Source organism: Acidimicrobiales bacterium (assembly GCA_036491125.1).
Lineage (GTDB): Bacteria > Actinomycetota > Acidimicrobiia > Acidimicrobiales > AC-9 > AC-9.
This window is the reverse complement of record DASXCO010000004.1, coordinates 1-25,960: the sequence shown is the minus strand read 5'-3', so window position 1 is coordinate 25,960 and position 25,960 is coordinate 1. Positions and strand designations below refer to the sequence as shown.

Annotated in this window: 24 protein-coding genes and 2 tRNA genes; 20 read left to right on the top strand and 6 right to left on the bottom strand. The window is 70.8% G+C overall.

The window, feature by feature from the left end; translation table 11 throughout:
• The 11 genes from dnaK to purQ form a co-directional block, all read left to right on the top strand.
• The coding region (gene dnaK / locus VGF64_00400) for a molecular chaperone DnaK (protein HEY1633187.1) at positions 1 to 1,437 on the top strand (1,437 nt) is incomplete at its 5' end.
• The gene (locus tag VGF64_00395) at positions 1,434 to 2,144 is read left to right on the top strand and encodes a nucleotide exchange factor GrpE (protein HEY1633186.1); all 711 of its coding nucleotides are present in this window, start codon (positions 1,434 to 1,436) and stop codon (positions 2,142 to 2,144) included. The genes dnaK and VGF64_00395, both read left to right, overlap by 4 nt.
• 16 nt (positions 2,145 to 2,160) lie before the next feature.
• Positions 2,161 to 3,303: a molecular chaperone DnaJ gene (dnaJ, locus tag VGF64_00390; protein ID HEY1633185.1), complete on the top strand. Its 1,143-nt coding sequence runs from the start codon at positions 2,161 to 2,163 to the stop codon at positions 3,301 to 3,303.
• 16 nt (positions 3,304 to 3,319) lie between these two features.
• Positions 3,320 to 3,718 (top strand): MerR family transcriptional regulator, encoded by a 399-nt coding sequence (locus VGF64_00385; GenBank protein ID HEY1633184.1) that lies wholly within the window; start codon positions 3,320 to 3,322, stop codon positions 3,716 to 3,718.
• Positions 3,719 to 3,820: 102 nt separating this feature from the next.
• Positions 3,821 to 5,101: an adenylosuccinate synthase gene (locus tag VGF64_00380; protein ID HEY1633183.1), complete on the top strand. Its 1,281-nt coding sequence runs from the start codon at positions 3,821 to 3,823 to the stop codon at positions 5,099 to 5,101.
• Entirely contained in the window at positions 5,098 to 6,363 is a 1,266-nt protein-coding gene (gene purD / locus VGF64_00375) for a phosphoribosylamine--glycine ligase (GenBank protein HEY1633182.1), read from the top strand. Before VGF64_00380 ends, purD begins: the two co-directional genes overlap by 4 nt.
• Positions 6,360 to 6,806 carry a 5-(carboxyamino)imidazole ribonucleotide mutase gene (gene purE, locus VGF64_00370; GenBank protein ID HEY1633181.1) on the top strand — a complete coding sequence of 149 codons (447 nt, stop codon included), beginning with the start codon at positions 6,360 to 6,362 and terminating at the stop codon, positions 6,804 to 6,806. The genes purD and purE overlap by 4 nt, the downstream gene beginning before the upstream one ends.
• The gene (gene purB / locus VGF64_00365; GenBank protein ID HEY1633180.1) at positions 6,803 to 8,128 is read left to right on the top strand and encodes an adenylosuccinate lyase; all 1,326 of its coding nucleotides are present in this window, start codon (positions 6,803 to 6,805) and stop codon (positions 8,126 to 8,128) included. Before purE ends, purB begins: the two co-directional genes overlap by 4 nt.
• Complete coding sequence (locus tag VGF64_00360) at positions 8,125 to 9,009, top strand: phosphoribosylaminoimidazolesuccinocarboxamide synthase (protein HEY1633179.1); 885 nt, start codon at positions 8,125 to 8,127, stop codon at positions 9,007 to 9,009. Before purB ends, VGF64_00360 begins: the two co-directional genes overlap by 4 nt.
• Complete coding sequence (gene purS / locus VGF64_00355; GenBank protein HEY1633178.1) at positions 9,006 to 9,284, top strand: phosphoribosylformylglycinamidine synthase subunit PurS; 279 nt, start codon at positions 9,006 to 9,008, stop codon at positions 9,282 to 9,284. Before VGF64_00360 ends, purS begins: the two co-directional genes overlap by 4 nt.
• Positions 9,281 to 10,021 (top strand): phosphoribosylformylglycinamidine synthase subunit PurQ, encoded by a 741-nt coding sequence (gene purQ / locus VGF64_00350; protein HEY1633177.1) that lies wholly within the window; start codon positions 9,281 to 9,283, stop codon positions 10,019 to 10,021. Before purS ends, purQ begins: the two co-directional genes overlap by 4 nt.
• Here the strand turns inward: purQ and VGF64_00345 are convergent.
• Positions 9,981 to 10,253 (bottom strand): hypothetical protein, encoded by a 273-nt coding sequence (locus VGF64_00345; protein HEY1633176.1) that lies wholly within the window; start codon positions 10,251 to 10,253, stop codon positions 9,981 to 9,983. The two genes, purQ and VGF64_00345, sit on opposite strands and share 41 nt — an antisense overlap.
• Positions 10,254 to 10,510: 257 nt before the next feature.
• Here VGF64_00345 and purL point away from each other — a divergent pair, with 257 nt between their 5' ends.
• Positions 10,511 to 12,766 carry a phosphoribosylformylglycinamidine synthase subunit PurL gene (gene purL / locus VGF64_00340; protein HEY1633175.1) on the top strand — a complete coding sequence of 752 codons (2,256 nt, stop codon included), beginning with the start codon at positions 10,511 to 10,513 and terminating at the stop codon, positions 12,764 to 12,766.
• On the opposite strand, the gene VGF64_00335 is transcribed toward purL, so the two are convergent.
• On the bottom strand, positions 12,763 to 13,599 hold the full coding sequence (locus VGF64_00335) for a PHP domain-containing protein (GenBank protein ID HEY1633174.1): 837 nt from the start codon (positions 13,597 to 13,599) through the stop codon (positions 12,763 to 12,765). The genes purL and VGF64_00335 overlap by 4 nt on opposite strands.
• A gap of 61 nt (positions 13,600 to 13,660) precedes the next feature.
• Between VGF64_00335 and purF the strand changes: the two genes are divergently transcribed.
• The 4 genes from purF to pyrE are packed head-to-tail and all read left to right on the top strand — an operon-like array spanning position 13,661 to position 17,192.
• The gene (gene purF / locus VGF64_00330) at positions 13,661 to 15,142 is read left to right on the top strand and encodes an amidophosphoribosyltransferase (protein ID HEY1633173.1); all 1,482 of its coding nucleotides are present in this window, start codon (positions 13,661 to 13,663) and stop codon (positions 15,140 to 15,142) included.
• Entirely contained in the window at positions 15,126 to 16,199 is a 1,074-nt protein-coding gene (gene purM / locus VGF64_00325; protein HEY1633172.1) for a phosphoribosylformylglycinamidine cyclo-ligase, read from the top strand. Before purF ends, purM begins: the two co-directional genes overlap by 17 nt.
• A gap of 4 nt (positions 16,200 to 16,203) precedes the next feature.
• Entirely contained in the window at positions 16,204 to 16,617 is a 414-nt protein-coding gene (locus VGF64_00320; protein HEY1633171.1) for a response regulator, read from the top strand.
• Entirely contained in the window at positions 16,614 to 17,192 is a 579-nt protein-coding gene (pyrE, locus tag VGF64_00315) for an orotate phosphoribosyltransferase (GenBank protein ID HEY1633170.1), read from the top strand. The genes VGF64_00320 and pyrE overlap by 4 nt, the downstream gene beginning before the upstream one ends.
• Positions 17,193 to 17,220: 28 nt before the next feature.
• Here pyrE and VGF64_00310 read toward each other — a convergent pair whose 3' ends face one another.
• Both VGF64_00310 and VGF64_00305 read right to left on the bottom strand, forming a co-directional pair.
• Entirely contained in the window at positions 17,221 to 19,221 is a 2,001-nt protein-coding gene (locus VGF64_00310; GenBank protein HEY1633169.1) for a dehydrogenase E1 component subunit alpha/beta, read from the bottom strand.
• 117 nt (positions 19,222 to 19,338) lie between these two features.
• The gene (locus VGF64_00305; GenBank protein HEY1633168.1) at positions 19,339 to 20,427 is read right to left on the bottom strand and encodes a Glu/Leu/Phe/Val dehydrogenase dimerization domain-containing protein; all 1,089 of its coding nucleotides are present in this window, start codon (positions 20,425 to 20,427) and stop codon (positions 19,339 to 19,341) included.
• 166 nt (positions 20,428 to 20,593) lie between these two features.
• Between VGF64_00305 and VGF64_00300 the strand changes: the two genes are divergently transcribed.
• From VGF64_00300 to VGF64_00285, 4 genes are all read left to right on the top strand, one after another.
• Positions 20,594 to 20,833 (top strand): BldC family transcriptional regulator, encoded by a 240-nt coding sequence (locus VGF64_00300; GenBank protein HEY1633167.1) that lies wholly within the window; start codon positions 20,594 to 20,596, stop codon positions 20,831 to 20,833.
• Between the two features lie 193 nt (positions 20,834 to 21,026).
• Complete coding sequence (locus VGF64_00295; GenBank protein ID HEY1633166.1) at positions 21,027 to 22,457, top strand: NAD-dependent malic enzyme; 1,431 nt, start codon at positions 21,027 to 21,029, stop codon at positions 22,455 to 22,457.
• A gap of 222 nt (positions 22,458 to 22,679) precedes the next feature.
• A complete protein-coding gene (locus VGF64_00290; GenBank protein ID HEY1633165.1) occupies positions 22,680 to 24,842 on the top strand; it encodes a cation:proton antiporter in 2,163 nt (720 codons plus the stop codon).
• Between the two features lie 4 nt (positions 24,843 to 24,846).
• The gene (locus tag VGF64_00285; protein ID HEY1633164.1) at positions 24,847 to 25,677 is read left to right on the top strand and encodes an amidohydrolase family protein; all 831 of its coding nucleotides are present in this window, start codon (positions 24,847 to 24,849) and stop codon (positions 25,675 to 25,677) included.
• Between the two features lie 41 nt (positions 25,678 to 25,718).
• Here the strand turns inward: VGF64_00285 and VGF64_00280 are convergent.
• Positions 25,719 to 25,791 (bottom strand) — tRNA-Phe (locus tag VGF64_00280).
• A 32-nt stretch (positions 25,792 to 25,823) separates the two neighbouring features.
• Positions 25,824 to 25,898 (bottom strand) — tRNA-Asp (locus VGF64_00275).
• Positions 25,899 to 25,960: the final 62 nt, after the last annotated feature.

Here is a 25,960-nt window from a genome sequence, read left to right as displayed (position 1 = left end):
ATCATCAACGAGCCCACCGCCGCCGCCCTGGCGTACGGGCTGGACAAGGAGGGCAAGGACCAGACGGTCCTCGTCTTCGACCTCGGCGGTGGCACCTTCGACGTGTCGGTCCTCGACATCGGCGAGGGTGTCTTCGAGGTCAAGTCCACCTCCGGCAACACCCACCTCGGGGGCGACGACTGGGACCAGCGCATCATCGACTGGCTGGTGACGACGTTCAAGAACACCGAGGGCGTCGACCTGTCAGCCGACAAGATGGCGCTCCAGCGTCTGAAGGAGGCAGCCGAGAAGGCCAAGGTCGAGCTGTCCAGCGTGCAGGAGACCCAGGTCAACCTGCCCTTCATCACGGCCACCTCCGAGGGCCCCAAGCACCTCGATCTCAAGCTGACGCGGGCCAAGCTGTCGGAGCTGACCTCCGACCTGGTCGACGCCTGCCGCGGACCGTTCGAGTCCGCCATCTCCGACGCAGGGTTGTCGCGGGATCGCGTTGATCACGTGATCCTGGTCGGTGGTGCCACCCGGATGCCCGCCATCCAGGATCTGGTGAAGGAGCTGACCGGCAAGGAGCCCCACAAGGGCGTCAACCCCGACGAGGTCGTGGCCATCGGCGCCGCCATCCAGGCCGGCGTGCTCAAGGGCGACGTCAAGGACGTGCTGCTGCTCGACGTGACCCCGCTGTCCCTCGGCATCGAGACCAAGGGTGGGATCATGACCAAGCTCATCGAGCGCAACACGACCATCCCCACCAAGAGGACCGAGGTGTTCACCACCGCCGATGACGGCCAGCCGTCGGTCGAGATCCACGTCCTGCAGGGCGAGCGGGAGATGGCGTCCTACAACAAGACGCTGGGCAAGTTCCAGCTCGTCGACCTGCCTCCGGCTCCGCGTGGCGTGCCCCAGATCGAGGTCACCTTCGACATCGACGCCAACGGCATCGTGCACGTCTCGGCCAAGGACCGCGCCACCGGCAAGGAGCAGTCGATGACGATCACCGGCCAGTCCTCCCTGCCGAAGGACGACATCGACCGCATGGTCCGCGACGCCGATGCCCACGCGGCTGAGGACCGCCGCCGCCGTGAGGAGGCCGAGGTCCGCAACAACGCCGACACCCTCGTCTACCAGACCGACAAGCTGCTGCGTGAGCAGGGCGACAAGATCTCCGGCCCCGAGAAGGAGAAGGTCGAGCAGGGTCTGTCGTCGCTCAAGGAGGCGCTCGCCGGCTCCGACGTCGAGGCCATCCGAGGCGCGACCGAGACGCTGGTCACGGCCAGCCAGGAGTTCGCCTCCCGCCTGTACGAGCAGGCCGGACCGTCGGCCGCGGCCGGCGGCCAGGACGGTGGCCAGGCCGGTGGTGCCGAGGGCCAGCAGCAGCCCGCCGACGACGAGGTCGTCGACGCCGAGATCGTCGACGAGGGCGAGCACGGGCGCGGCGCATGAGCGAGGGCGGGTTCAGGCCGACAGGAGCCGGCGGACTCGGGCCCGAGCCTCGTCCACGCACCGCCGAGGCGCCGCCCACGGACGGTCCCGAGGACCACGCCGAGGGTGGTGCCGGGCCGGCGCCCGAGCCGGAGCACGGTGAGCACGAGGACCGAGCCGAGAGCCACAGTGGCGACCAGGACAGCGGCGTCCGAGAAGGAGAGGACGGCGACAGCCAGGTGAGTGAGGTCGGCGTGATCGGAGAGCCGGTGGACGCGGGCGCGGCGATCGCCGACGACCCGTCACTGGCCGCGCTCGCCACCCAGCGGGACGAGTATCTCGACGCGCTGCGCCGGCTGCAGGCCGACTTCGAGAACTACAAGAAGCGGGTCCTCAAGCAGCAGACCGAGCACCTCGAGCGGGCAGCCGAGGGGCTGGTCGTCAAGCTCCTTCCGATTCTCGACGCCCTCGACCTGGCGGTCGCCCACGCAGGTGACTCACCAGAGGGCAAGGCCCTGGCGCCGATCGCGTCCACCCTCGTCGACGTGCTCGAGAAGGAGGGCTTGGAGCGCATCGATCCCGGCGGTCAGCCGTTCGATCCCAATCAGCACGACGCCGTGATGCACGAAGAGGGGGACAAGGAGCCCGAGGTCAGCGATGTGCTGCGGGCGGGCTACCGCTGGAAGGGTCGGGTCTTGCGCCCGGCCATGGTGAAGGTCAAGGGCTAGCGAGGCGACAGACAACATGGCTCCGCAGCGGGAGTGGTTCGAGAAGGACTACTACCAGGTTCTCGGCGTCGCCGAGTCGGCGAGCGAGAAGGAGGTCACGCGCGCCTATCGCAATCTGGCCAAGCAGTACCACCCGGACGCCAACCCGGGCTCGGAGGACCGCTTCAAGGAGATCACCGCCGCCTACGAGGTCCTCGGCGACGCGGAGAAGCGGAAGGAGTACGACGAGGTCCGGCGGCTCGGTCCCGTCGGCGCCAACTTCGGTGGCTTCGGTGGTGCCGGCGGCCCGGGTGCCGCGGGAGGCCAGGACTACACCTTCCGCTATGAGGACGCGACTGGCGCTGGAGGCGCGGGAGGGCTTGGCGATCTGCTCGGTGGCATCTTCGGGAGGGGCGGCCGCACCGCTCGGGGTGCGGGGCCCCAACGCGGCTCCGATCTCGAGGCCGAGTTGCACCTGTCCTTCCAGGACGCGGTGGAGGGCGTCACGACCACGGTCAACGTGACGGGCGATGCCCCGTGCCACACCTGTCGGGGCACCGGCGCGGCGCCGGGCACGGCACCGACCGTGTGCCCGCGCTGTGGCGGGCGCGGAGTGCTCGACGACAACCAGGGCCTCTTCTCGTTCAGCCAGCCCTGCCCGACGTGCGGAGGCCGGGGCGTGCGTATCGAGACGCCGTGCCCCACCTGCCACGGCACTGGTGCCGAGCTCCGCGCCCGCCAGGTGCGGGTGCGGATCCCGCCGGGCGTGGTGGACGGCCAGCGCATCCGGGTCAAGAGCCGGGGCGGACCTGGCCGCAACAACGGTCCGGCCGGCGACCTCTACGTGATCGTGCGCGTCGCTCATCACGAGCTGTTCGGTCGCCGGGGACGGGATCTCACCCTCACCGTTCCGCTCACCTTCTCCGAAGCGGCGCTCGGGGCCACCATCCGGGTGCCGACCCTCGACGGGCCGGTGAGCCTGCGGGTGCCCCCGGGGACTCCTTCGGGGCGGACCTTCCGGGTCCGGGGGAGAGGCGTGCCTGGCGGCAAGAAGCCGGGGGACCTGCTGGTCACGGTGCAGGTGGCAGTGCCGCCTCACCTGACGGACGCCCAGCGCGAGGCCGTGGAGGCGCTGGCAACGGCCTCCGAGGAGTCCCCGAGAGATCACCTGGGGGTGTGACGCGACCATGACGACCATGCGACGACCGGACCCGCAGCCTGTGCCGGTGAGCAGCCGGGCGGTGTACGTGATCTCGGTGGCCGCCGAGCTGGCAGGAGTCCATCCCCAGACGTTGCGCATCTACGAGCGGAAGGGCCTCGTCGACCCGGCCCGGACCGGCGGCGGGAGCCGACGCTACAGCGAGCGCGACATCGAGCGCCTGCGGCGGATCCAGGAGCTGACCAACGCCGGCCTCAACCTCGAGGGCGTGCGTCGGGTCATCGAGCTGGAGGCCCTGGTCGAGGGGCTGGGTCGGGAGCTGGTCGAGGCCCGCCGCGAGGCGCGCGAGGCCATCGAGCGCACCCACCGCCACTATCGGCGGGACCTCGTCCCGCTCAGCCAGTCGCCGGTGCCCTACCGGGGCCGCCGCCGCTGAGCCGCGGCTGCGACGCGGCGCAGCTCGGCCCGGGGGCGGGAGCACCCACCCACGGGCCCCGGTATGCTCGGCTCGCCGTTGAGATCGGTCATGAGGAGGCGCGTGCCCGCGACCGTGGTCGTCGGAACCCAGTGGGGCGACGAGGGAAAGGGCAAGCTCACCGACCTGCTCGCCCGGGAGATGCAGCTCGTGGTCCGCTACCAGGGCGGGCACAACGCCGGCCACACCCTCGTGGTCGACGGCGAGACCTTCGCTCTCCAGCTGGTCCCGAGCGGGGTGCTGTACGACCACATCACCCCGGTCATCGGCAACGGCGTGGTCGTGGACCCGGCCGTGCTCATCGACGAGATCGACACCCTCGGGCAGAAAGGCATCGACTGCAGCCGGCTCAAGGTCAGCGGCAACGCCCACCTGATCATGCCCTATCACCACGAGCTGGATCGGGTGACCGAGCGTTACCTGGGCAAGAACCGACTGGGGACGACCAAGCGGGGGATCGGTCCCGCCTACGCCGACAAGGCGGCCAGGGTCGGGCTCCGGGTCCAGGACCTGCTCGACCCGAAGATCTTCCGACAGAAGCTCGAGGTGGCGCTGAAAGAGAAGAACGCCGTCCTGGCCAAGGTGTACAACCGCCTGCCGCTATCGGCCGACGACATCGTCGACAACTACCTGGGGGAGCTCGCGCCCAGGATCGAGCCGATGGTCGACGACACGGTCGCCCTGGTCCACCGGGCCCTGGCGCAGGAGTCGAGCATCCTGTTGGAGGGGGCCCAGGCGACGTTCCTCGATCTGGACCACGGCACGTACCCCTTCGTCACCTCGTCGAACCCGTGCGCCGGGGGCGCCTGTACCGGATCGGGCATCGGGCCGCGGGACATCTCCCGCGTCATCGGGATCGCCAAGGCGTACGTCACCAGGGTGGGATCGGGCCCGTTCCCGACAGAGCTCCATGACGACAATGGTGCGCTCATGGTCGACCGGGGAAACGAGTTCGGCACCAACACGGGCCGGCGACGGCGAACCGGTTGGTTCGACGCCGTGATGTTGCGCCACGCCGTGCACCTCAACTCGCTCTCGGAGATCGCCCTCACCAAGCTCGACGTGCTCGATACCTTCGAGACGTTGAAGGTGTGCGTCGCCTACGAGGCCGACGGGGTGCGTTACGAGCACGTGCCCTACCACCAGTCGGTACTGCACCAGATCCGGCCCGTGTACGAGGAGCTGCCCGGCTGGCGGACCGACCTGTCCCAGGTGACGGCGCTGTCGCAGCTGCCCCAGGAGGCCCGCGACTACGTCGATTTCCTGTCGACGCAGGCCGGCGTGCCGGTCAGCCTGGTGGGTGTGGGACCTGGCCGGGAGCAGTTCGTGCGCTTCGCCGCATGAGCATGAAGGTGTGCGTGCTCGGCTCCGGCGGGCGGGAGCATGCCCTGGCCCACGTCCTGGCCCGTACGGCCGAGGTGGTCGTGACCCCCGGGAACCCGGGTATCGCGACACCGGGTCGGATGACGTCCACACCCGCTCCCCCCGAGGAGATCGAGGCCGACCTGTACGTGATCGGGCCCGAGGCACCGCTCGTGGACGGGCTGGCCGATCGGCTGCGGGCGGACGGCCGCCTGGTGCTCGGTCCGGGAGCCGACGGCGCCCGACTCGAGGGCTCGAAGGCCTGGATGAAGGACGTTCTCGGCGAAGCCGGTGTGCCGACCGCCGCGCACGAGACGTTCACCGAGCTCGATCCTGCCCTCCGTCATCTGGCGGCGACATCGCCTCCGTACGTGGTCAAGACGGACGGGCTGGCGGCGGGCAAGGGCGTGCTGGTGACCGAGTCGCTCGCCGAGGCGGCGGCCGACGTCGAAGCCAAGCTGTCGGGTCGGGCCTTCGGCGCCGCCGGGCACCGGATCGTGATCGAGGAGGGGCTCACGGGCCACGAGCTGTCGTTGCTGGTGCTGTGCGACGGTCAGCGTGTGCTGCCGCTGGCTCCGGCCCAGGACTTCAAGCGCGTCGGCGACGGTGACCTCGGGCCGAACACCGGCGGCATGGGTGCGTACTCGCCCGTCCCGATGGCCGGCCCGGAGGTCGTGGACACCGTCGTCGAGCAGGCGGTGGAGCCACTGGTGGCCGCGCTGCGACGGCGTGGCATCGACTACCGGGGCGTGCTGTACGCCGGCCTCATGCTCACGCCGGTTGGTCCCAAGGTCGTCGAGTACAACGTGCGCTTCGGCGATCCCGAGGCCCAGGCCGTGCTCCCTCGCCTTGTCGGCGACGTGGCCGGGCTGCTGGCCGAGGCGGCCGCCGGCCATCTGCGCGGCGACGCGTCCTTCGCCGACGACGCCTGCGTCACCGTGGTGCTGGCGGCCGCCGGGTATCCGTCCCATCCTCGCCGGGGTGACGTCATCGGGGGGCTGGAGGACGCGAGCGCCGTGGACGGGGTCATGCTCTTCCACGCCGGCACAGCCACGGACGAGCGGGGTCAGCTCGTCACCGCGGGTGGTCGGGTGCTCGACGTGACCGCCATCGGATCGACGCTGGCCGAGGCGCGGCACCGGGCCTACCAGGCGGCAGGTCGCGTGCGCTGGTCCGGCGTCCACTACCGACACGATGTCGCCGAGCTGGCCTCGGCCGGAACCGTCCCGGAGGCAAGACGATGAGAGTTGCGGTCCTCATGGGCTCGCCGAGCGATCGCGAGCGGATGACGCCGGCGACACAGATGCTCGAGCGCTTCGGCGTCGAGGCCGACGAGCGGGTGCTGTCGGCCCACCGGAGCCCGGACGAGCTCGCCGCCTTCGCCCGTACTGCCCGGGAGGAAGGCTTCGTCGCCATGATCTGTGGCGCCGGACTGGCAGCCCACCTGGCCGGGGCCGTCGCCGCCCACACGACCCTGCCGGTCATCGGAGTGCCGCTCTCCGGCGGCCCGCTGTCCGGCCAGGACGCCCTGTACTCCACGGTGCAGATGCCGCGCGGCATACCGGTCGCCACGGTGTCCATCGACGGGGCCGCCAACGCTGCCATCCTGGCCGTGGAGATGCTGGCCGTGACCGACGAGAAGCTGGCCCGTCAGCTGGCCGAGTTCCGGGCGGGCGGGGCGAGGTGATCCCCCGCTACTCGCTTCCGGAGATGGCGGAGCTGTTCACCGACGAGGCGAGGTTCCGCACCTGGCTGGAGATCGAGGTCCTCGCCGTCGAGGCCTGGTCGCAGCTGGGCGTCGTCCCCGAGGCCGACGCCGCGGCCGTGCGGGAGCGGGCGCCGGTCATCACCGCGGGCACGATCTCGGCCATCGCCGAGCGGGAGCGGGTGACCGATCACGACGTCGCCGCCTTCGTGGACGTGGTGCAGGACGCCATCGGCCCCCCGGCCGGCGCGTGGGTCCACTACGGCCTGACGTCCTCCGACGTGGTCGACACGGCCCTCGGTGTCACCCTCAGTGCGGCCGCCGACCTGCTGCTGCAGGCCAGCGGCGAGCTGGTCGTTACGCTCGAGCGCCGGGCCCGCGAGCTGGCCGATGTCGCCATGGTCGGCCGCACCCACGGGATCCACGCCGAGCCGATCACCTTCGGGGGGAAGCTGGCGCTCTGGTGCCTGCAGGCCGAGCGCGACCGCCGGCGCCTCGAGGCCGCCCGGCGGGCGGTGGCCGTGGGCAAGCTCTCCGGCGCGGTCGGCACGTATTCGAACATCGACCCCGCGGTGGAGACCAGGGTGTGCGCCGCGCTGGGCCTGCGTCCGGTGCCCGCGACCCAGGTGGTGGCGCGTGACCGTCACGCCGAGTACCTCTGGGCCTGCGCGTCGGTCGGTGCCAGCGTGGAGAGCTTCGCCACCGAGATACGGCATCTCCAGCGCACCGAGGTCGGTGAGGTCGAGGAGCCGTTCGCATCGGGGCAGAAGGGCAGCTCCGCCATGCCCCACAAGCGCAACCCCATCGTGGCCGAGCGGCTGTCGGGTCTCGCCCGGGTCCTCCGCGGCTACGTGGGTCCCGGGCTGGAGGACGTGGCCCTCTGGCACGAGCGCGACATCTCCCACAGCTCGGTCGAGCGGGTGATCCTGCCCGATGCCAGCCTCGTCGCCTATTACGTTCTGCGAAAGATGACCGCGCTCGTCGACGGCCTCGTCGTCCACCCCGACCGGATGCGGGAGAACCTCGATCGGTCGCACGGCTTGGTGTTCAGCCAGGCCGTGTTGCTCGCCCTGGTGGCGTCGGGCATGGACCGGGACTCGGCCTATCGCATCGTGCAGCGCGACGCCCGCCTGGCGTGGGACGAGGCCAAGCCGCTGCGGATGGTGCTCGAGTCCGATCCCGAGGTGCCTCTCCGACCCGATCAGCTCGACGATGCCTTCAGCATCGACCGGGCCCTGCGCCACGCCCGGCGGGCCGTCGACGCGCTCGACACGCTCGGCTCACCCGATGAGGAGGCACGGTGACGCTCACTCACGTCCACTCCGGCAAGGTCAGGGATGTCTACGGCAATGGCGACGGCCGCCTGCTGATGGTGGCATCGGACCGGATCTCGGCCTTCGACGTCGTGCTGGCCGAGCCCATCCCCGACAAGGGTCGGGTGCTCACGGCCATGACGGTCTTCTGGCTGGAGCAGTTCGCCGATCTGGCGCCCAGCCACCTGGTGAGCGCCGATCCGGCGGACTTCCCACCCGACGCTCGCGGCCTCGAACAGATCGACGGGCGCGCCATGCTCGTGCGCAGGGCGGAGATGCTGCCCATCGAGTGCATCGTCCGGGGCTACCTCTCGGGCTCGGCATGGAAGGAGTACCGGACCGCGGGCACCGTTCACGGGGTGCCCCAGCCGAGCGGCCTCCAGGAGTCGGAGCGACTACCGGAGGCCATCTTCACACCCTCGACCAAGGCGACCGAGGGCCACGACGTGAACATCGGCTTCGAGGAGGCCGCCGCCACGGTCGGTACCGCCGTCGCCGAGCAGGCTCGCGACATCTGCCTCGCCGCCTACCGGCGGGGGGCCGAGTGGGCGGCCGGGCGCGGCATCATCATCGCCGACACCAAGTTCGAGCTCGGCTTCATCGACGGCCGCCTCGCCCTGTGTGACGAGGTGCTCACGCCCGACTCTTCGCGGTTCTGGCCCGTCACCGAGTGGGCGACCGGTTCCACCCCGCCGTCGTTCGACAAGCAGCCCGTCCGGGACCACCTGGAGGCGACGGGCTGGGACAAGTCGCCGCCACCCCCGCCTCTTCCCGACGAGGTGGTCGAGGCCACCAGCGCTCGCTACCGGGCCGCCTACGAGCAGATCACGGGATTGCGCCTGGCCGACTGGTACGGGAACGACGGACCGTGAGGTTTCACGCTCTCGTCGAGGTGCGCCTGCGTCCCGGCATCGCCGACCCTCAGGGCGCCACCATCGAGCGGGCCCTGCCGGCGCTGGGCTTCGACGGGATCGAGGGCGTCCGGGTCGGCAAGGCGATCCGCTTCGATGTCGACGCTCCCGACGAGGCGGCGGCGCGCGCCGAGATCGACGACCTGTGCCGACGCCTGCTGGCCAACCCGGTCATCGAGGATGCCGACGTCAGCGTCTCGCCCGCGTCGATCACCACCGGAGGTCGGACCGGATGAGCGGGCGCGTCGGTGTGGTGGTGTTTCCGGGGTCGAACTGTGAGCACGACGTGGTCGAAGCGATCGAAGGTCTGGGCGGAGAGGCGGAGCTGGTGTGGCACGGCGCCCGCTCGGTGTCCCGGGTCGACTCGCTCGTGCTGCCGGGGGGCTTTGCCCACGGCGACTATCTCCGCCCGGGTGCCCTGGCCCGGTTCTCGCCTGTGATGGGCGCGGTGCGCTCCTTCGCCGCTGACGGTGGCCCCGTATTGGGGGTGTGCAACGGCTTCCAGATCCTGACCGAGGCGGGCTTGCTTCCCGGTGCGCTCCAGAAGAACCATCACTTGAAGTTCCTCTGCACGACCGTGAGCGCCCGTATTGAGCGCAGTCGATCCTTTATCTCACGGTTGACTTCACCGGGAACAGTGCTCCGGCTTCCCATCAATCACTTCGAGGGGAATTACATCTGCGGGCCCGAGACGCTCGCCCAGCTTCGTGCCGATGAACGTATCGTCGCCCGCTACTGCGACAATCCGAACGGCTCCATCGACGACATTGCCGGGATCACCAACGAGGCCGGGAACGTCGTCGGACTGATGCCTCATCCTGAGCGGGCCTACACCAACATGCTCGGCTCCGCCGACGGAGCGATCCTCTTGCGCTCGCTGCTGGACCCGTCGGCGGGGCAGTGGCCCAAGACGCCGACCGAGGCGGAAGTCGCTAGTGGACCCCCTGGGCCCGCTGGATCCCGGCTCGCCTGAGGACGGCGGCGGTCACCCCAGCCTCTCTCCAGGCCGCATAGCTGATGCCTTTGCGTTCCCCATAGGCCGGGGCCGCCTTGACGAACTCCCGCTCCAGGGCCGCCATGTCCACGGACCGGTCCTTGCGATCGAGCTCCTCCTTCAGGTTCCTCCGCTCCTGTACCAGGTGGAGCCGGTTGAGCGGATCGGCTGAATCGAGACGGTGCTCGACGGTTGACAGCTGGCGCTTCACCGAGTCAGTTGTACGTTTGCGACCTCGTTTGGGTCGATTGGCTTCGAGGGCTTCGAGATAGCGTCGGACGGCGCGACCTTGTTCACGTCCGACGGCCAGCGCCTCTTTGTGCTGCGCGGACATGGGGGATTTCGTGCGTTTCTGCGTCCTGGCCATGCGAGAGTATTACTCAAAGTACAAGCGGAGTTCAATTCGTGATTAGAAAATGAAACTGTTCCCTTGTCCGATCGCAGACAGGACCCGATTACGGTATCGGCGTGGAAGAGGGCATCCATCGAGCGCTGGGCCTGACCGACGAGGAAGCGGCAGAGATCCAGTCGATCCTCGGCCGTCCCCCCAACCATCTCGAGCTGGCCATGTTCGCGGTGATGTGGAGTGAACACTGCTCGTACAAGTCGTCACGACTGCACCTCCGGCGCCTGCCGAGCGAGGGACCGGGAGTGCTCGTCGGGCCGGGGGAGAACGCCGGTGTCATCGATGCCGGTGACGGGATCGCCGTCGCGGTGCGCATCGAAAGCCACAATCACCCTTCGGCGATAGAGCCCTATCAGGGCGCGGCAACCGGCGTCGGTGGGATCCTGCGCGACGTGTTCACCATGGGCGCCCGACCAATTGCCGTGATGGACTCGCTCCGCTTCGGCCCCCTGGACGACGCCCGCAACCGCTGGCTGCTCGAGGGCGTGGTGAGCGGTGTTTCCGGCTATGGGAACTCGGTCGGGGTCCCCACGGTCGGCGGCGAGGTCGCCTTCGACCCCTGCTATTCCGGCAACCCCCTCGTGAACGTGCTGTGCCTCGGCGTGATGCCCGTCGGGCGGTTGGTGAGGGGTCGGGCGAGCGGCGTGGGCAACCTGGCCGTCCTCCTCGGATCGAGCACCGGGCGCGACGGCATCGGCGGGGTGAGCGTGCTGGCGTCGGCGGGGTTCGGCGACGCGGCCGCCGCGACGGCGGGCGACGGGCTGGCATCGGGCAACGGATCCGAGTCCTTGCGGCCGAGTGTCCAGGTCGGCGACCCCTTCGAGGAGAAGCGGTTGATCGAGGCCTGCCTCGAGCTGTTGGACGCCGGCCTCGTCGTGGGCATCCAGGATCTCGGCGGGGCCGGCCTGACGTGCGCCTGCTCGGAGACGGCCGCCCGAGGTGGCACCGGCATGGACATCGACGTGGCGGCCGTTCCCCGCCGAGAGCCGGCCATGGAGCCGTACGAGGTGATGACCAGCGAGAGCCAGGAGCGGATGCTGGCGATCGTCACCCCTGGCGACCTGGCCCGCCTGCTCGAGGTGTGCGCCCGCTGGGAGGTCTCGGCCGTGGTGGTGGGGCGAGTCACCCCCGGGGGGCGCGTCAGGGTGCGGGACGGGTGGGATGGGCCCGTGCTGGCCGACGTCCCGGCGGTCGCCCTCGCCGATGAGGCGCCGGTCTACGACCGGCCCCGTCGGTCGCCGACGCAAGCCGACGGAGCTGCCTCGGTCGGTACCAGCCCCGGCCCGGCGGAGGAGACTCTCCCCTCTCGGGACTACGGACCAGACGTCCTCTCTCTGCTGGCCGACCCGTCATGGGTGTACCAGCAGTACGACCACCAGCTGTTCCTCAACACCGTCGAAGGACCGGGAGGCGACGCCGCCGTCCTCCGCCTCAAGGCACCGGGTCTTCCATCCAGCCGCAGGGGCCTGGCCCTGTCGACCGACGGCAACAGCCGGTGGTGTCGGCTCGACCCCCGCCAGGGCGCGGCCATGACCGTGGCCGAGTCGGCGCTCAACGTGGCCTGCGCCGGGGCCCGCCCGGTCGCCGTGGTCGACTGTCTCAACCTCGGCAACCCCGAGCACCCCGAGGTCATGTGGCAGCTGTCGGAGGTCGTCGACGGCCTGGCCGAGGCGTGCCGGGCCCTCGGCCTGCCGATCGTCGGGGGCAACGTCAGCCTCTACAACGAGAGCCAGGGGCGTGACATCGACCCGACGCCGGTCGTCGGCGTGGTCGGCCTCATCGATCGTCTCGAGCGCCCGGTGCCGGGCCTGAGCCTGGCGCCGGGAGAGCGTCTCGTCCTCCTGGGCGAGACGGGGTCGTCAGTTGCCGGCTCGCGGTGGGCAGCCGACCACGCACCCGGCTTGACGCGCCTTGGGAGGCGGTTACCGCCGCTGGACCTCGCCCGGCATCGCAACCTCATCGATCTCGTCGCGGCGCTCGTGAGCGACGGTGTGGTGACCGGTCTCCACGACGTCTCCGACGGTGGGCTCGCCGTGGCGCTGGCCGAGATGGCGGTGCATTCCCGGACAGGCGTCACGGTGCGTGGGATCGCCACCGCCGCCGAGCTCTTCTCCGAGTCACCGTCCCGCGTGGTCGTGTGCGCAGCTGACCCCGGGGAGACCACGGCCCGGGCCCGGGCGGCCGGGGTGACGGTCACCGAGCTCGGAGTTGCCGGAGGCGACCGGCTCGTCGTCGAGGGCCTGGTCGATGTCGCCCTGGTCGATCTCGTCCACGCCTGGCGCTCGACCCTGCCCGAGCGCCTTTCCGCCTCCCCCTAGGGCCGGCGCTCGGTGAGGGCGGTGACCGTGGTGTCGGGCACGGACAGGTCGCCCCGACCGCTACCGACAGCGAGGTCCGGTTTGTAGGTCCCGTGGTAATCGGAACCACCGGTGGCGACCAGGCCGTGACGGTGGGCCAGGTCAGCCAGGCCCGCTCGTTCGTCGGGGGAGTACCGGCCGTAGCGCGCCTCGAGGCCCCCCAAGCCGGCGTCGGCCAGCTCCGCCACGACCGAGTCCAGCCGGGGCTCGTCGAGCTGGAGGCTGAGTGGATGGGCCAGGACGGCCACTCCTCCCGACCGCCGGGCCTGCGCCGCCACGGTCCGGGGCGACAGGCGACCCTTGCCCACGTAGCCCGGTCTGCCTCGCGCGAGGTAGCGATCGAAGGCCTCCTGCACCGAGCCCACGACTCCCTTGCGCACGAGGATGGACGCCATGTGGGGCCGCCCCGCTCCGATGCCGCCGGCCTCGGCCTCCAGCTCGTCGAGCGTCACGGGGAGGCCGGCGGCGGCGAGCCGGTCGATCATCCTGCGGTTGCGCTCGACCCGATCGGCCTGCAGGCGGGCCAGCTCCTCCTGGAGGGGCCCGTCCCCGGGCTCGACGAAATAGACGAGCACGTGCAGTGTCCCCGGCTCCCAGTCGCACGACACCTCACAACCAGGCACCAGGTCCACGCCCAGGGCCTGGGCCCGGGCTCGGGCCTCGGCCAGCCCGTCCAGGCGGTCGTGGTCGGTGAGCGCCACCGCGCTGCATCCGGCGGCGGCGGCCAGCTCGGGGATGCGCGCCGGCGGGTCGGAACCGTCGGAAACGGTCGAATGGGTGTGCAGGTCGACCATGCGCTGAGCAGGCTACCGCCGGCTGGCCAAAGAGCGACCGGGGCTGTGGGACACTGAAGTGGTGAGGGCACGCCAGCCGGGCGCGGAGTCGGCGTTGCTCACGTCCGGCATCCGAGATGATGTCCTGCACGAAGCGTGCGGGGTATTCGGCGTCTGGGCACCCGGTGCGCCGGTGGCCCAGCTGACCTTCGACGGGCTCTACTCCCTCCAGCACCGGGGGCAGGAGTCGGCAGGGATGGCCGTCAGCGACGGCGAGACCATCACCGTGGTGAAGGACATGGGTCTGGTCACCAACGTGTTCGACGAGCGGACGGTGGCGGGGCTCGAGGGCCACCTCGCCATCGGACACACCCGGTACTCGACGACGGGCTCCAGCACGTGGCGCAACGCCCAACCCGTGTACCGCTCCGTCGGTGCGGCGGGCTTCGCCCTCGGCCACAACGGCAACCTCACCAACACCGCGGCCCTGGCCGAGCGCGCCGGCATGCTGCCGGGCGTGGTGGCCAGCGACAGCGACCTGGTGGCCGAGCTTCTCTCGCTGGTCTTCTCCTCCGAGCCCGACGAGGGAGACGGCGGGGAGCTCGAGGCGGCGCTGACCGAGGTGCTGCCCGACATCGAGGGCGCCTTCTCGTTCGTGCTCATGGACGCCGACCATCTCGTCGGCGTGCGCGACCCCAACGGCTTTCGTCCGCTGTGCCTGGGGCGCCTGGACGACGGATGGGTGCTGGCGTCGGAGACCCCGGCGCTGGACGTGGTGGGGGCGCGCTTCGTGCGGGAGCTGCAGCCGGGCGAGATGGTCGTGATCGACCGCGATGGCCTCCGCTCGGTCCAACCCTTCGCGCCTGAGAAGATCGATCCCAAGCTCTGCATCTTCGAGCTGGTGTACTTCGCCCGCCCCGACAGCCTGCTGTACGGCAAGGAGGTGCACGGAGCTCGCCGGCGCATGGGCGAGCTGCTGGCCGAGCAGGCGCCGGTGGACGCCGACCTCGTCATGGGTGTGCCGGAGTCCGGGGTCCCGGCGGCGGAGGGCTACGCCCGCCGCAGCGGCATCCCCTACGGGCAGGGTCTGGTGAAGAACCGGTACATCGGGCGCACGTTCATCGCCCCGACGCCCGAGGCCCGGGCTCGCGGCGTGCGCCGCAAGCTCAACCCCTTGCGGGAGAACATCGCGGGCAAGCGGCTGATCGTCGTGGACGACTCCGTGATCCGGGGGACCACCACGCGAGCCATGGTCGAGATGCTGCGCGACGCCGGCGCTGCGGCGATCCACCTCCGGGTGTCCTCGCCGCCCTACGCCTGGCCCTGCTTCTACGGCATCGACACCCCCGACCGGGAGGGCCTGCTGGCCGCCCGGCGGTCGGTGCCCGAGATCGGCGAGTACCTCGGTGTGGACTCGATCGCCTACCTCACCCTCGACAACCTCGAGCGGGCCATCGACGCCCCTGGGGCCGGGTTCTGCAGTGCCTGTCTCACCGGCGAGTACCCGGTGGCGATCTCGCCCGCCCCCAGCAGGGAGGTCCTCGAGGTTGCCCTCAGGGCCTGACCAGGAGGGCCCTGGCGGGCGCGGCCTGACCTATGCCGACGCCGGTGTCGACATCGGCGCCGGCGACGAGGCGGTGGAGCGCATCAAGGACGTGGTCCGCACCACCTACCGGCCGGAAGTCATCGGCGACCTGGGCGGCTTCGGTGGTCTGTTCGCCCTGGCGACCGAGCGCTACCGTCAGCCCCTCCTCGTCGCCGCGACCGACGGCGTGGGAACCAAAGCCCAGCTGGCCTCGGCCACGGGACGCCTGGACACCATCGGCATCGACCTGGTGGCCATGTGCGTCGACGATCTCGTCTGCCAGGGGGCCGAGCCCCTGTTCCTGCTCGACTACCTCGCCACCGAGCAGTTGGACCCGGGTCGAGCCGAGCGCGTGGTGACAGGTATCGCCGACGGGTGCCGGCAGGCGGGCTGCGCCCTCATCGGCGGGGAGACGGCCGAGCACCCCGGGTCGCTGGCCTCCGACGCCTTCGACCTGGCCGGGTTCGCCGTCGGGGTGGTCGAGCGGGACGACCTGCTCGGCGCCGCCCGGGTCGGCCCCGGGGACGTGCTCGTCGGCCTGGTGTCTCCGGGCCTGCGGTGCAACGGCTACTCCCTGGCCCGGCGGGCGCTGCTCGAGGTCGGCGGCCGGTCGCTCGACGACCCGGCCTACGCCGGCGCCGCCCACAGCCTGGCCGACGAGCTCCTGGAGCCGTCGGTGATCTACACGCCTGCCGTGCTCGCCCTGACACGCGAGGTCGGGGTGCGGGCCGTGGCCCACATCACGGGGGGTGGGATCGCCGCCAACCTGGCCCGGGTGCTTCCGAGCGGGTGCGACGCCGTGGTCGAGCGGTCGGCGTGGCGCGTGCCGCCGATCTTCGGGGAGATCCAGCGGGCCGGTCACGTGCCCGACGACGAGATGGACCGTGTCTTCAACCTCGGGCTGGGTATGGTCGCCGTAGTGGCGGCCGAGGACGCTGGACGAGCTGTCGAGGTGCTGCAAGCGCGGGGCCGACGGGCGCTGGCGGTTGGTCGGATCCTGCCGGGTGGGGCGCAACGGGTCCACGTGGAGGGCTGAGCCGATGCCCACGGTGCTGGTGGTCGAGGACGAGCCCGTCATCCTGCGCCTCCTGGAGGAGACGCTCGCCGGCGATGGCGCCGAGGTGGTCACGGTACGCGACGCCGACGCCGCCCTGCTCGCCCTGCGTCAGCAGCGGTTCGACGTCGTGCTGGTCGACCTGCTCCTTCCCGGCCAGCCGGGGTGGCGAGTCCTCGAGCAGCTCCGGTCCTGCCCCGACAGCGCTCCGGTGGTGGTCGTGTCGGCCCGAGCCACCCCCACCAACCTGACCCGGGCGTTCGACCTCGGTGCCGTCGACGTGTTCGGCAAGCCGTTCGACCCGCTGGAGCTGAGCGCCTGCGTGAACGAGGTGGCCGGGCTGGCAGCCGAGGGCCTCGCCGCCCATCGGCAGGCGGCGCGAATCCGGCGCAACGCGTGACGCCGAGCGCCCTCCCGTCAGTCTCGCCGTCGATCTCGGCCCTCCGCGACCACCTGCTCGCCCACTCGGTGCGCACCGGCGAGTTCGTGCTCAAGTCTGGGCGTCCCAGCAACTGGTTCATCGACTCGAAGCAGACCGCATGCCGGCCCGACGGCATGATCCTGATGGTCGACGCCATGCTCTCGGCGCTGCCCGAGGAGGTCATGGCGATCGGCGGTCTCACGATGGGTGCCGACCCGGTGGCCTTCGCCACCGCCGCCGTCGGGAATCTTCGCGGGTGGTCGCTCAAGTCCTTCAGCGTCCGCAAGGAGGCCAAGGACCACGGAGCGGGCGGACGCATTGCCGGCGCCCTGGACGCCGGGGACCGGGTGGCCTTGGTCGAAGACACCGTGACCAGGGGAACCTCGCTGATCGAGGCCGCCCGGGCGGTGCGGGTGGCTGGGGCCGACCCGATCGTGATGCTGGCGGTGGTCGACCGCGGGGGAACCTGCGCGGCCATGGCGGACGCCGAGGGCATCACCTTCCGTGCGCTCGTCACCGCCCCCGACTTGGGCTTCGAGTACGAAGGCACCTAGCCGGTCAGCGTCTCGCCCAACGCCCCGCCTATTCGGCCAGGAGCCTTCGTGCCGCGGCGATGATCTCGTCGGCGCCGATGGACACCGCCTGCTCGAGGGGGGCGGCGTAGGGCATGGCGGGGACGTCGGCCATGGCCAGGCGGCGCACCGGGGCGTCGAGGTCGTAGAACGCCTCGTCCGCGACCAGGGCCGCCACCTCGGCGCCGACGCCGAAGCTGACGTTGTCCTCGTGGAGGACCAGCACCCGCCCACAGCGGCGGGCCGAGTCCAGCACCGTGTCCCGGTCGAGGGGGCTGATCGTCCGTAGGTCGACCACCTCGACGGCTGCCTCGCCGGCCAGGGCCTCGGCCGCCTCGAGGGCGAGGTGGCGGTGCAGCCCGTAGGTGATGATGGCCAGGTCGCGGCCTTCCCTGACCACCTCCGCCACCCCGATGGGGACGGTCCAGTCACCTTCGGGAACCGGCCCCTTGATCAGTCGGTACGTCTTCTTGTGCTCGAGGAACAGCACCGGATCGGGATCGGCAACGGCCTCCCGTAGCATCCCGGCCACGTCTGCCGGGGTCGAGGGCACGACCACCTTGAGCCCGGCCACGTGGCCGTAGAAGGCCTCGATGGACTGGGAGTGATAGAGGGCTCCGTGGACGCCGCCTCCCCAGGGCGCCCGGATCACGAGGGGCACGCCGAACGCCCCGTTGGAGCGGTAGTGGAGCTTGGCCGCCTCGCTCACGATCTGGTCGAACGCCGAGTGGATGAAGTCGGCGAACTGGATCTCCACGATCGGGCGCCGACCGGCCAGCGCCAGCCCGATCCCGATGCCCACGATCGAGGACTCGGCCAGCGGCGTGTCCATCACCCGGTCTTCGCCGAACGTGGCGTGCAGCCCCTCGGTTGCCCGAAAGACGCCACCTCTCGGCCCCACGTCCTCGCCCAGGATCAGCACTCGCTCGTCGGTCGCCAGCAGGTCGTGCTGGGCCTGCCGGAGGGCGTCGACGACCGTGCGCTCGGGGCCCGTCCCGGCGGGTGAAGCGGGGAGCGGTCTCGGCGCGACGGACCCGGCTTGCCCGTCGGGTGCACCCGGGGTCGTGCGGAGGGGGCGGGCCCACACCTTGGTGAAGGCCGCCGCCGGCTCGTTCGCTGCCGCCTCCTCGGCCCGGCGGGCCGCCTCCTCGACCTCGGCCTTGACCTCGGCCTCGAGCTCCTCCTCGCGCTGCTCGGAGAGCAGGCGCTGCTCGATGAGGTACTGGCGCATCCGCACGAGGGGGTCCTTCTTGCGCCACAGCTCGACCTCGGCCGGCGTGCGGTAGCTCCGGTCGTCGTCGTCGGAGGTGTGCCCGAGGTAGCGGTAGGTCTTGCACTCGATCAGCGCCGCGCCTTCTCCCTTGCGGGCGCGGCGGATGGCCGAGTGGGTCGCGGCATAGACGTCGATGGGGTCGTTACCGTCCACGATCACGCCGGTCAGCCGGTAGGAGTGGGCGTGCTCAGCGATGTTCTCGACCGCCGACTCCTTGGCGAGCGGGACGGAGATGGCGTAGCCGTTGTTCTCGCATACGAACACGACCGGCAGCCGGTGGATGCCGGCGAAGTTGAGCGACTCGTGGAAGTCCCCCTTCGACGCCGCGCCGTCGCCGAAGTAGCACATCACGACCTCGTCGCGTCCGGCCAGCTGGGCCGCAAGAGCCATGCCGACGGCGTGGGGGAGATGGGTGGCGATGGGTGACGAGCCGCTGATGATCCGCCGGTCGGCGTCGCCCCAGTGGTTGGGCATCTGGCGACCGCCGGAGCAGGGGTCGTCGGGCCGGGCGAAGACGCCGAGGAGCACGTCGTAGGGAGTCATCCCGAGGGCGAGCACCACCCCGAGGTCGCGGTAATAGGGCAGGACGGGGTCGATGCCGGCGCGGATCGTCCAGGCCGAGCCGACCTGGGCTCCCTCGTGGCCCTGCGAGCTCACCACGAACGGGGCCTTGCCCATGCGGTTGAGGGCCCAGGTCTTCTGGTCGAGCACCCGCGCCAACAGGATGGTGCGGTACATCCCGAGGAGGTCGGTGTCGGTCAGGCCGAGCTCGCTGTGCCGGTCGTGGATGTGCAGCGCGGCCAGCTCTTCCGGGCTCGTCGAGCGGGCCGGCTCAGCGATCGAGGACAGAGGCCATCACCCCCCTGTGACGGTGGCTCGCGGCGCCTGCGCGGGCCCGGGCCGACCGTACCCCGTCAGCGCGCGCTCAGCCATCGCTTCGGCCACCTCGGTCGTGCTCGCCCCTGCGGTCGTCGCCTCGGTCAGCACCGCCATCGTGGTGTCGAAGATCGCACGAACCGCGGCGTGGGCCCGGTCCAGGCGGTAGCCCACGAGCTCGTGGGAGATGTTGATGATCCCGCCGGCGTTGGCGATGAAGTCGGGTACGTAGGCGATGCCGGCATCGGCGAGGAGCCGGACGCTGCGAGGCTCGGCCAGCTGATTGTTGGCGGCCCCGACGATGGCCTCGCAGCGAAGCTCGGCGATCCGCTCCGGCGTGAGAACGGCTCCCAGGGCGCACGGCGAGAAGATGTCGCACTCGAGGGCGTGGGCGCTCTCGGGTGGCGCGGACGGCAGCCCGAGCGTCGTGGTGGCGCGCTCGAGGGCGACGCCGTCGACATCGCTGGCGACGACGACCGCCCCTTCGTCCACCAGGTGGCGGGCCAGCGTGAGACCGACCTTGCCGACCCCGCTCACGACGACGCGCCGGCCCCGGAGGCTGGGCGAGCCCCACAGGTGGGTGGCCAGGGCCAGCATGGCCTGGAGCACACCGAGGGCGGTGGCGGCCGACGGGTCCCCCGACCCGCCCAGCGACCGGCTGGTACCGGTCACGTACCTGGTCTCCTGGCGCATGAGGTCCATGTCGGCCTGGGTCGTGCCGATGTCCTCGGCCGTCAGGTAGCCGCCGCCGAGGCGGTCGACGAAGCGGGCGTAGGCCCGCAGCAGGGCCTCGGTCTTGATCTGGGCGGGATCGCCGAGGATGACCGCCTTGCCGCCGCCCAGATCGAGCCCGGCGGCCGCCGCCTTGTAGGTCATGGCCCGGGACAGGGCGAGCACGTCCGCCAGCGCCTCGTCCTCGGTGGCGTAGGGGCGGAAGCGGACGCCTCCGAGCGCCGCTCCCAGCCGGGTCGAGTGCACGGCGATGATCGCCCGCAGACCGGTCGCCTCATCGTGGCAGAACACGACTTCCTCATGGCCATCGCCGGCTATTCGGTCGAAGAGCTGCACTTTCGACCAGGCTACCTCCGCCAGGCGTGCTCTCCGGAAGCCGCCCGAGACGTTCCTGGCCAGGAACTAGTCGCTCCGGACCCAAGAGATGGTCCGCATGGTCTATCGACCAACAATCGGTCGTGTCGTACCTTCAAGGTAGAAACCGGACCCTGAAGGGAACTCCATGCCGAACAATCCTCAAACCACACCTACCCGTGACGGGAGCTCCGCCGATCAGGGCCAGCCCGATGCACTGCTCACCCCGGGCGAAGTGGCGACATTGTTTCGGGTCAATCCGAAGACCGTGACCCGCTGGGCTCGAGCCGGCAAGCTGACGGCCATCCGCACGCTGGGTGGACATCGACGGTTCCGAGCCTCGGAGATCCGTGATTGTCTCGATCGCACCGAGTACGAGGAGGCCTGAGCGGGACGCCCTCAGGGGAGGTCCGACGACTCGACGGCCTGGTTCGACGACCCGGTGGCGGCCGGGTGACGGCGCCGTCGGGGGCCCCGCCCTCCTGAGGAGGCCGGGGACGGGGCTCGCGGGCCCGGACCAGCGACCCCGCTGAACGTCGACCGTTGGCCGCCTCGCTGGTGGGGCTGTACCTTCGCGGCCCATGGGCGCACCCAATGTGTCGTATTCGGTGTCAATTCGCGTCTCGCTCAAGCACTCCCCTGGAGCCCTTGGCCGTCTGACCACCGCCATCGGCGAGGCCGGGGGGAACATCCTGGGCCTCGACATGATCGATGTCGCCGACGACCGCATGGTGAGAGACATCACGGTGCTGGCGATCGACGACGAGCACGTGGGCCGGATCACCAAGGCCATCGAGGCGATGGGCGAGGTGACGATCCACAGCGTGCTGGACCGTACGTTCCGCATGCACCTGAACGGCAAGATCGAGGTGACCTCGAAGTCCCCGCTGGCCACACGGGACGACCTTTCGATGGCCTACACGCCGGGGGTGGCCCGGGTCTGCCTGTCCATCGCCGACAATCCGCCTGAGGTCCACCAATACACCATCAAGGCCAACTCGGTCGCCGTCGTCACGGACGGGACGGCCGTGCTGGGGCTCGGCAATATCGGGCCTCACGCCGCCCTGCCGGTGATGGAAGGTAAGGCCATGCTCTTCAAGGAGTTCGCCGGCATCGACGCGTGGCCCGTCTGTCTCCGGGCGGACTCGGCGGACTCCCTGGTGGAGGCGGTCGAGCGCCTCGAGCCCGTCTTCGGCGGCATCAACCTCGAAGACGTCGCCGCGCCCCGCTGTTTCGAGGTCGAGGAGCGGCTCAAGGCCAGCCTCGACATCCCCGTTTTCCACGACGACCAGCACGGCACCGCTGTCGTCGTGCTCGCCGCCCTGCGCAACGCCCTCCAGGTGGTCGGCAAGAAGATGAGCGACCTCACGGTCGTCATCGGTGGGGCGGGAGCGGCTGGCGTGGCGGTGGCCAAGATCCTCTCCGAGGCTGGCGTGCCCTGCATCATCGGCGTGGACCGCAAGGGCGCCATCTTCGCCGGCCGGGGGGACACCGATGTCTCCAAGCTGTGGATGGGCGAGCACACCAACCCCGATCGGCGTAAGGGATCGATGGGAGAGGTCCTCGGGGGTGCCGACGTCTTCGTGGGGGTCAGCGGGCCGGGCCTGGTGACCCGAGAGCAGCTGACGGCCATGGCCGGCGCCCCCATCGTCTTCGCCCTGGCCAACCCCGATCCGGAGATCGCGCCGGAGGAGGCGGAGGGCATCGCCGCCGTGGTGGCGACCGGACGCAGCGACTACCCGAACCAGATCAACAACGTGCTGTGCTTCCCGGGCATCTTCAGGGGCGCCCTCGACGCCGGAGCGACGGCCATCACCGAAGCCATGAAGCTGGCGGCCGCCGAGGCCATCGCCGCCACCGTGCCGCCCGACGAGCTCGAGCCCAGCTACATCGTGCCCTCGGTGTTCAACAAGTCGGTCGTCGCCAAGGTCGCCGAGGCGGTGGCCCATGTGGCCCGGGAGGAGGGGGTCGTCCGGGAGGCGCCCCCGGGGCCGTTGACGCCAGCGGGCTGACGGTTCTGGCCGGGGCGGCCGGCCCCGACGACTGATCCGTGGGCCAGGCCCGCGGTGGCATAGGTCACGGGCCGAGAGGGCATAGGACACCGGCGGGGCGGGTACGACAGCTACCGGATCCGAGATGGCCGTTTGGCGCCTCTCGAGTGGTCCGTCCCCCTCCCACCTGCACTGCGGTCTGTCGCGCCCGCGGCCCGAGTGCCGTCCTGATGGAGGAACGCCGTGTCGGGGCTGTCGTCGCTGAGCCAGCATCAGCTACTGGTCTTCTGGAGCCAGTTGCTCGTCGTCGTCTTCGTGGCGGTGACCCTCGGACGGCTCCTGCGTCGGGTCGGCCAACCGGCCGTGATCGGCGAGCTCCTCGCCGGCGTCCTGCTGGGTCCGTCGCTGCTCGGCAAGGTCTGGCCCGGCGGCTTCCACTGGCTGTTCCCGAGCGACGTCGTGCAGTCGGGCCTCCTCAACGCCGTGGGCTGGCTCGGCGTGGGGTTCCTGCTGGTGCTGACCGGCTTCGAGACCGACCTGGCGATCATCCGCCGCCTGGGCCGGGCGACGGCAGCCATCGCAGTGGGCGGCCTGGCCCTGCCATTCGTCGTGGGCCTGGCCCTGGGACCGGCGATGCCGGACACGTTCCTGGGCCATCAGCGCAGCCGTCTCGCCTTCAGCCTCTTCATTGCCGTGTCGCTCGCCATCTCGTCTCTCCCGGTGATCGCCAAGATCCTCGGCGAGCTGGGGCTGATGCGCCGCAACTTCGGGCAGATCACGGTGGCGGTCGGCATGGTCAACGACCTGATCGGCTGGGTGGCTCTGGGCGCCATCGCCGGCCTGGCCGCCTCCGGGACGATCTCGCCCGGCAGCGTCGCCTTCACGCTCGGCGCCGTGGCCGCGATCCTGGTCTTCTCCTTCACCGTGGGCCAGCGGGCCGTGGACAGCCTGCTGCGCTGGAACCGCGGCCGCACCGAGTCGACAACCGACGCGCTGGCGATCGTCGTGATCATCGCCTTCCTCGCGGCCGTGGTCACCCAGGGTGCCAAGAGCGACGCTGTGCTCGGCGCCTTCATCGCCGGCATCGTCCTCGGGCGGTCCCGCTTCATGCCCCCCGGGGTGAAGGAGCGTCTCGAGTCGATCACGATGGCGGTGCTCGCCCCGATCTTCTTCGCCACCGCCGGGCTGCGCATCGACCTGTCATCGCTGGGACGGGTCACCACCCTGTTGTGGGCCGGCGTCGTGCTGGGCGTCGCAGTGCTCACCAAGTTCGCCGGCGCCTTCGCCGGCTCGCGCCTCGCCGGGCTCGAGCGACGCGAGGCGCTGGCCCTCGGCGTCGGGCTCAACTGCCGGGGAGCGGTCGAGGTGGTGATCGCCACGGTCGGGCTCTCTCTCGGCGTCCTGTCCGAGTCCGCCTACACCGCCGTGGTGCTGATGGCCGTGGTGACCTCGATGATGGCGCCTCCGCTGCTGCGGCGCGTCGTCAGCGGCTGGCGGGGCACGCCCGAGGAGCAGGAGCGCCTTGATCGGGAGGAGACGCAGAGCCGGAACATCCTGGTCCGGCCGGGCCGACTGCTCGTGCCCAGCCGAGGCACGCCGAACTCGATCGTGGCGGCCGAGCTGCTGCACGCGGCCTGGCCGCGAGAGGCGGGCGTGACCGTCCTGTCCGTCGGAGCCGACGGCCCGAGCGCGCAGCTCGAGCCGTTGAGGAGGATCTTCGAGGACCGCGAGGTGGAGCTGCGCCGCGCCCGCAGCGAGGACGTGCTGACCGAGGTCGTCGCCGAGGCCCGCCTCGGCTACGCCGTGATCGGTCTCGGCGCGGCGGAGAACCTGGGTGACGGTCGCATCCTCTCGCCCGTGGTCGACGACCTACTGGCGGAGAGCCCCGTGCCGCTCCTCATCGTTCGCAAGGGCCTGCGGCCGGCCCCGCCCCGGCGGGTGCTGGTCCCGGTGAGCGGGGCGGCCCGCTCACGGCCGGCCAAGGAGATCGCCTTCAACCTGAGTCGCAGCCTCGGAAGCGAGGTCACCCTGGTCCACGTGGTGACCCGACCGGAGCCGGACCTGGCCGACGCCGACGGGGCGGCCGAGGCCTCGTGGTCGCCTCCAAAGGCTCACGGCGATTCGGGCCGGACACAGTCGAGGGCAGCTGTCGGGGTGCTCGAGCACGCCGTCGCCATGGCGGACGAGCACGACGTTCCGGCGTCCACGACCGTTCGCAGCGGGCTGTCGATCGGTGAGGAGGTCATCGACACCGCTGGCGCCACCGATGCCGATCTCGTCGTGGTCGGCGCCACTGCCCGCCGCCTCGAGGGCCGCCCCTTCCTCGGTCACACCGTGGAGCACGTGCTCGAGCACGCCGAGGCCACGGTGGTGGTCGTCAGCATGCCCGACGTGGCCGCGGGGTGAGACCATGGCGGTCATGCCTGCGGCTGCGGTGATCGACGCCTGGATGCAGCACCCGACGGCCCGCTTCCTGGCCCATGACATGTTCGAGTCGCTGCGACGGTGGTCGGGAACCGAGATCCCCGTCGAGGATCTTCCGCTCGAGCTGACCGTGGCGGCGATGGAGCAGGGCTCGGTGGAGCGCGGCCTCATCTCGGCCTGGTACGGGCCGGACGGCCCGCTCATCACCAACGACGAGGTGGCCAGCTTCATCGCTCGCTATCCCGACCGGTTCGTCGGCGTTGCCTCCGTCGATCTCCGCCAGCCGGTCGCGGCCGTGCGGGAGCTGCGGCGAGCAGTGCACGACCTCGGCTTCCGGGCGCTGCGGATCGTGCCCTGGCTGTGGGGGCTTCCGCCGAACGACCGGCGCTACTACCCGCTCTACACGGAGTGCGTAGAGCTGGGGATCCCGTTCTGCACCCAGGTCGGCCACACCGGGCCATTGCGCACCTCGGAGACCGGTCGGCCCATCCCCTACCTGGATGACGTCGCCCTCGAGTTTCCCGACCTGGTCATCGTCGGTGGGCACATCGGCTACCCGTGGACAACGGAGATGGTCGCGGTGGCGACCAAGTACCCGAACGTGTACATCGACACCTCCGCCTACGTCGCCCACCGGTACCCACCCGAGCTCGTGGACTATCTGCGGGGCCACGGCCGGCGCAAGGTGCTGTTCGGCTCGAACTATCCGATGATCTCGCCCGAACGGGCGCTGGCCAAGCTCGACACGCTGGGCCTCGACGACGAGGCGACCGAGCTGTTCCTCTCCGGCAACGCCCGGCGGGTCTTCGGCCTCTGACGCCGGGCTGTGCCGCGGGCGCAGAACCCTGCCGATCTGAGTGGTCGGGCGCGGCATCGATCCGCGGACCTCACGCTTTTCAGGCGCGCGCTCTACCAACTGAGCTACCCGACCGTGGGCGCTGACCCTACCGCGTAGGGCCTGGGCGGACCTGACGGGATTTGAACCCGCGACCTCCGGCTTGACAGGCCGGCGTGCACTCCAAACTGCACCACAGGTCCCTGGCTGATCGCGGGGCCGAACCCCGACGAATCCGCGCACCCCCAACGGGATTCGAACCCGT

What these genes read in the sequence shown, in the direction of transcription:
- purQ (HEY1633177.1), top strand. Translation starts at nt 9,281, where the DNA reads ATGAGCGGGCGCGTCGGTGTGGTGGTGTTTCCGGGGTCGAACTGTGAG.
- purE (HEY1633181.1), top strand. Translation starts at nt 6,360, where the DNA reads ATGAGAGTTGCGGTCCTCATGGGCTCGCCGAGCGATCGCGAGCGGATG.
- VGF64_00285 (HEY1633164.1), top strand. Translation starts at nt 24,847, where the DNA reads ATGGCGGTCATGCCTGCGGCTGCGGTGATCGACGCCTGGATGCAGCAC.
- VGF64_00300 (HEY1633167.1), top strand. Translation starts at nt 20,594, where the DNA reads ATGCCGAACAATCCTCAAACCACACCTACCCGTGACGGGAGCTCCGCC.
- VGF64_00335 (HEY1633174.1), bottom strand. Translation starts at nt 13,599, where the DNA reads ATGGTCGACCTGCACACCCATTCGACCGTTTCCGACGGTTCCGACCCG.
- VGF64_00385 (HEY1633184.1), top strand. Translation starts at nt 3,320, where the DNA reads ATGCGACGACCGGACCCGCAGCCTGTGCCGGTGAGCAGCCGGGCGGTG.
- VGF64_00320 (HEY1633171.1), top strand. Translation starts at nt 16,204, where the DNA reads ATGCCCACGGTGCTGGTGGTCGAGGACGAGCCCGTCATCCTGCGCCTC.
- VGF64_00395 (HEY1633186.1), top strand. Translation starts at nt 1,434, where the DNA reads ATGAGCGAGGGCGGGTTCAGGCCGACAGGAGCCGGCGGACTCGGGCCC.
- VGF64_00295 (HEY1633166.1), top strand. Translation starts at nt 21,027, where the DNA reads ATGGGCGCACCCAATGTGTCGTATTCGGTGTCAATTCGCGTCTCGCTC.
- dnaJ (HEY1633185.1), top strand. Translation starts at nt 2,161, where the DNA reads ATGGCTCCGCAGCGGGAGTGGTTCGAGAAGGACTACTACCAGGTTCTC.
- VGF64_00310 (HEY1633169.1), bottom strand. Translation starts at nt 19,221, where the DNA reads ATGTACCGCACCATCCTGTTGGCGCGGGTGCTCGACCAGAAGACCTGG.
- purD (HEY1633182.1), top strand. Translation starts at nt 5,098, where the DNA reads ATGAGCATGAAGGTGTGCGTGCTCGGCTCCGGCGGGCGGGAGCATGCC.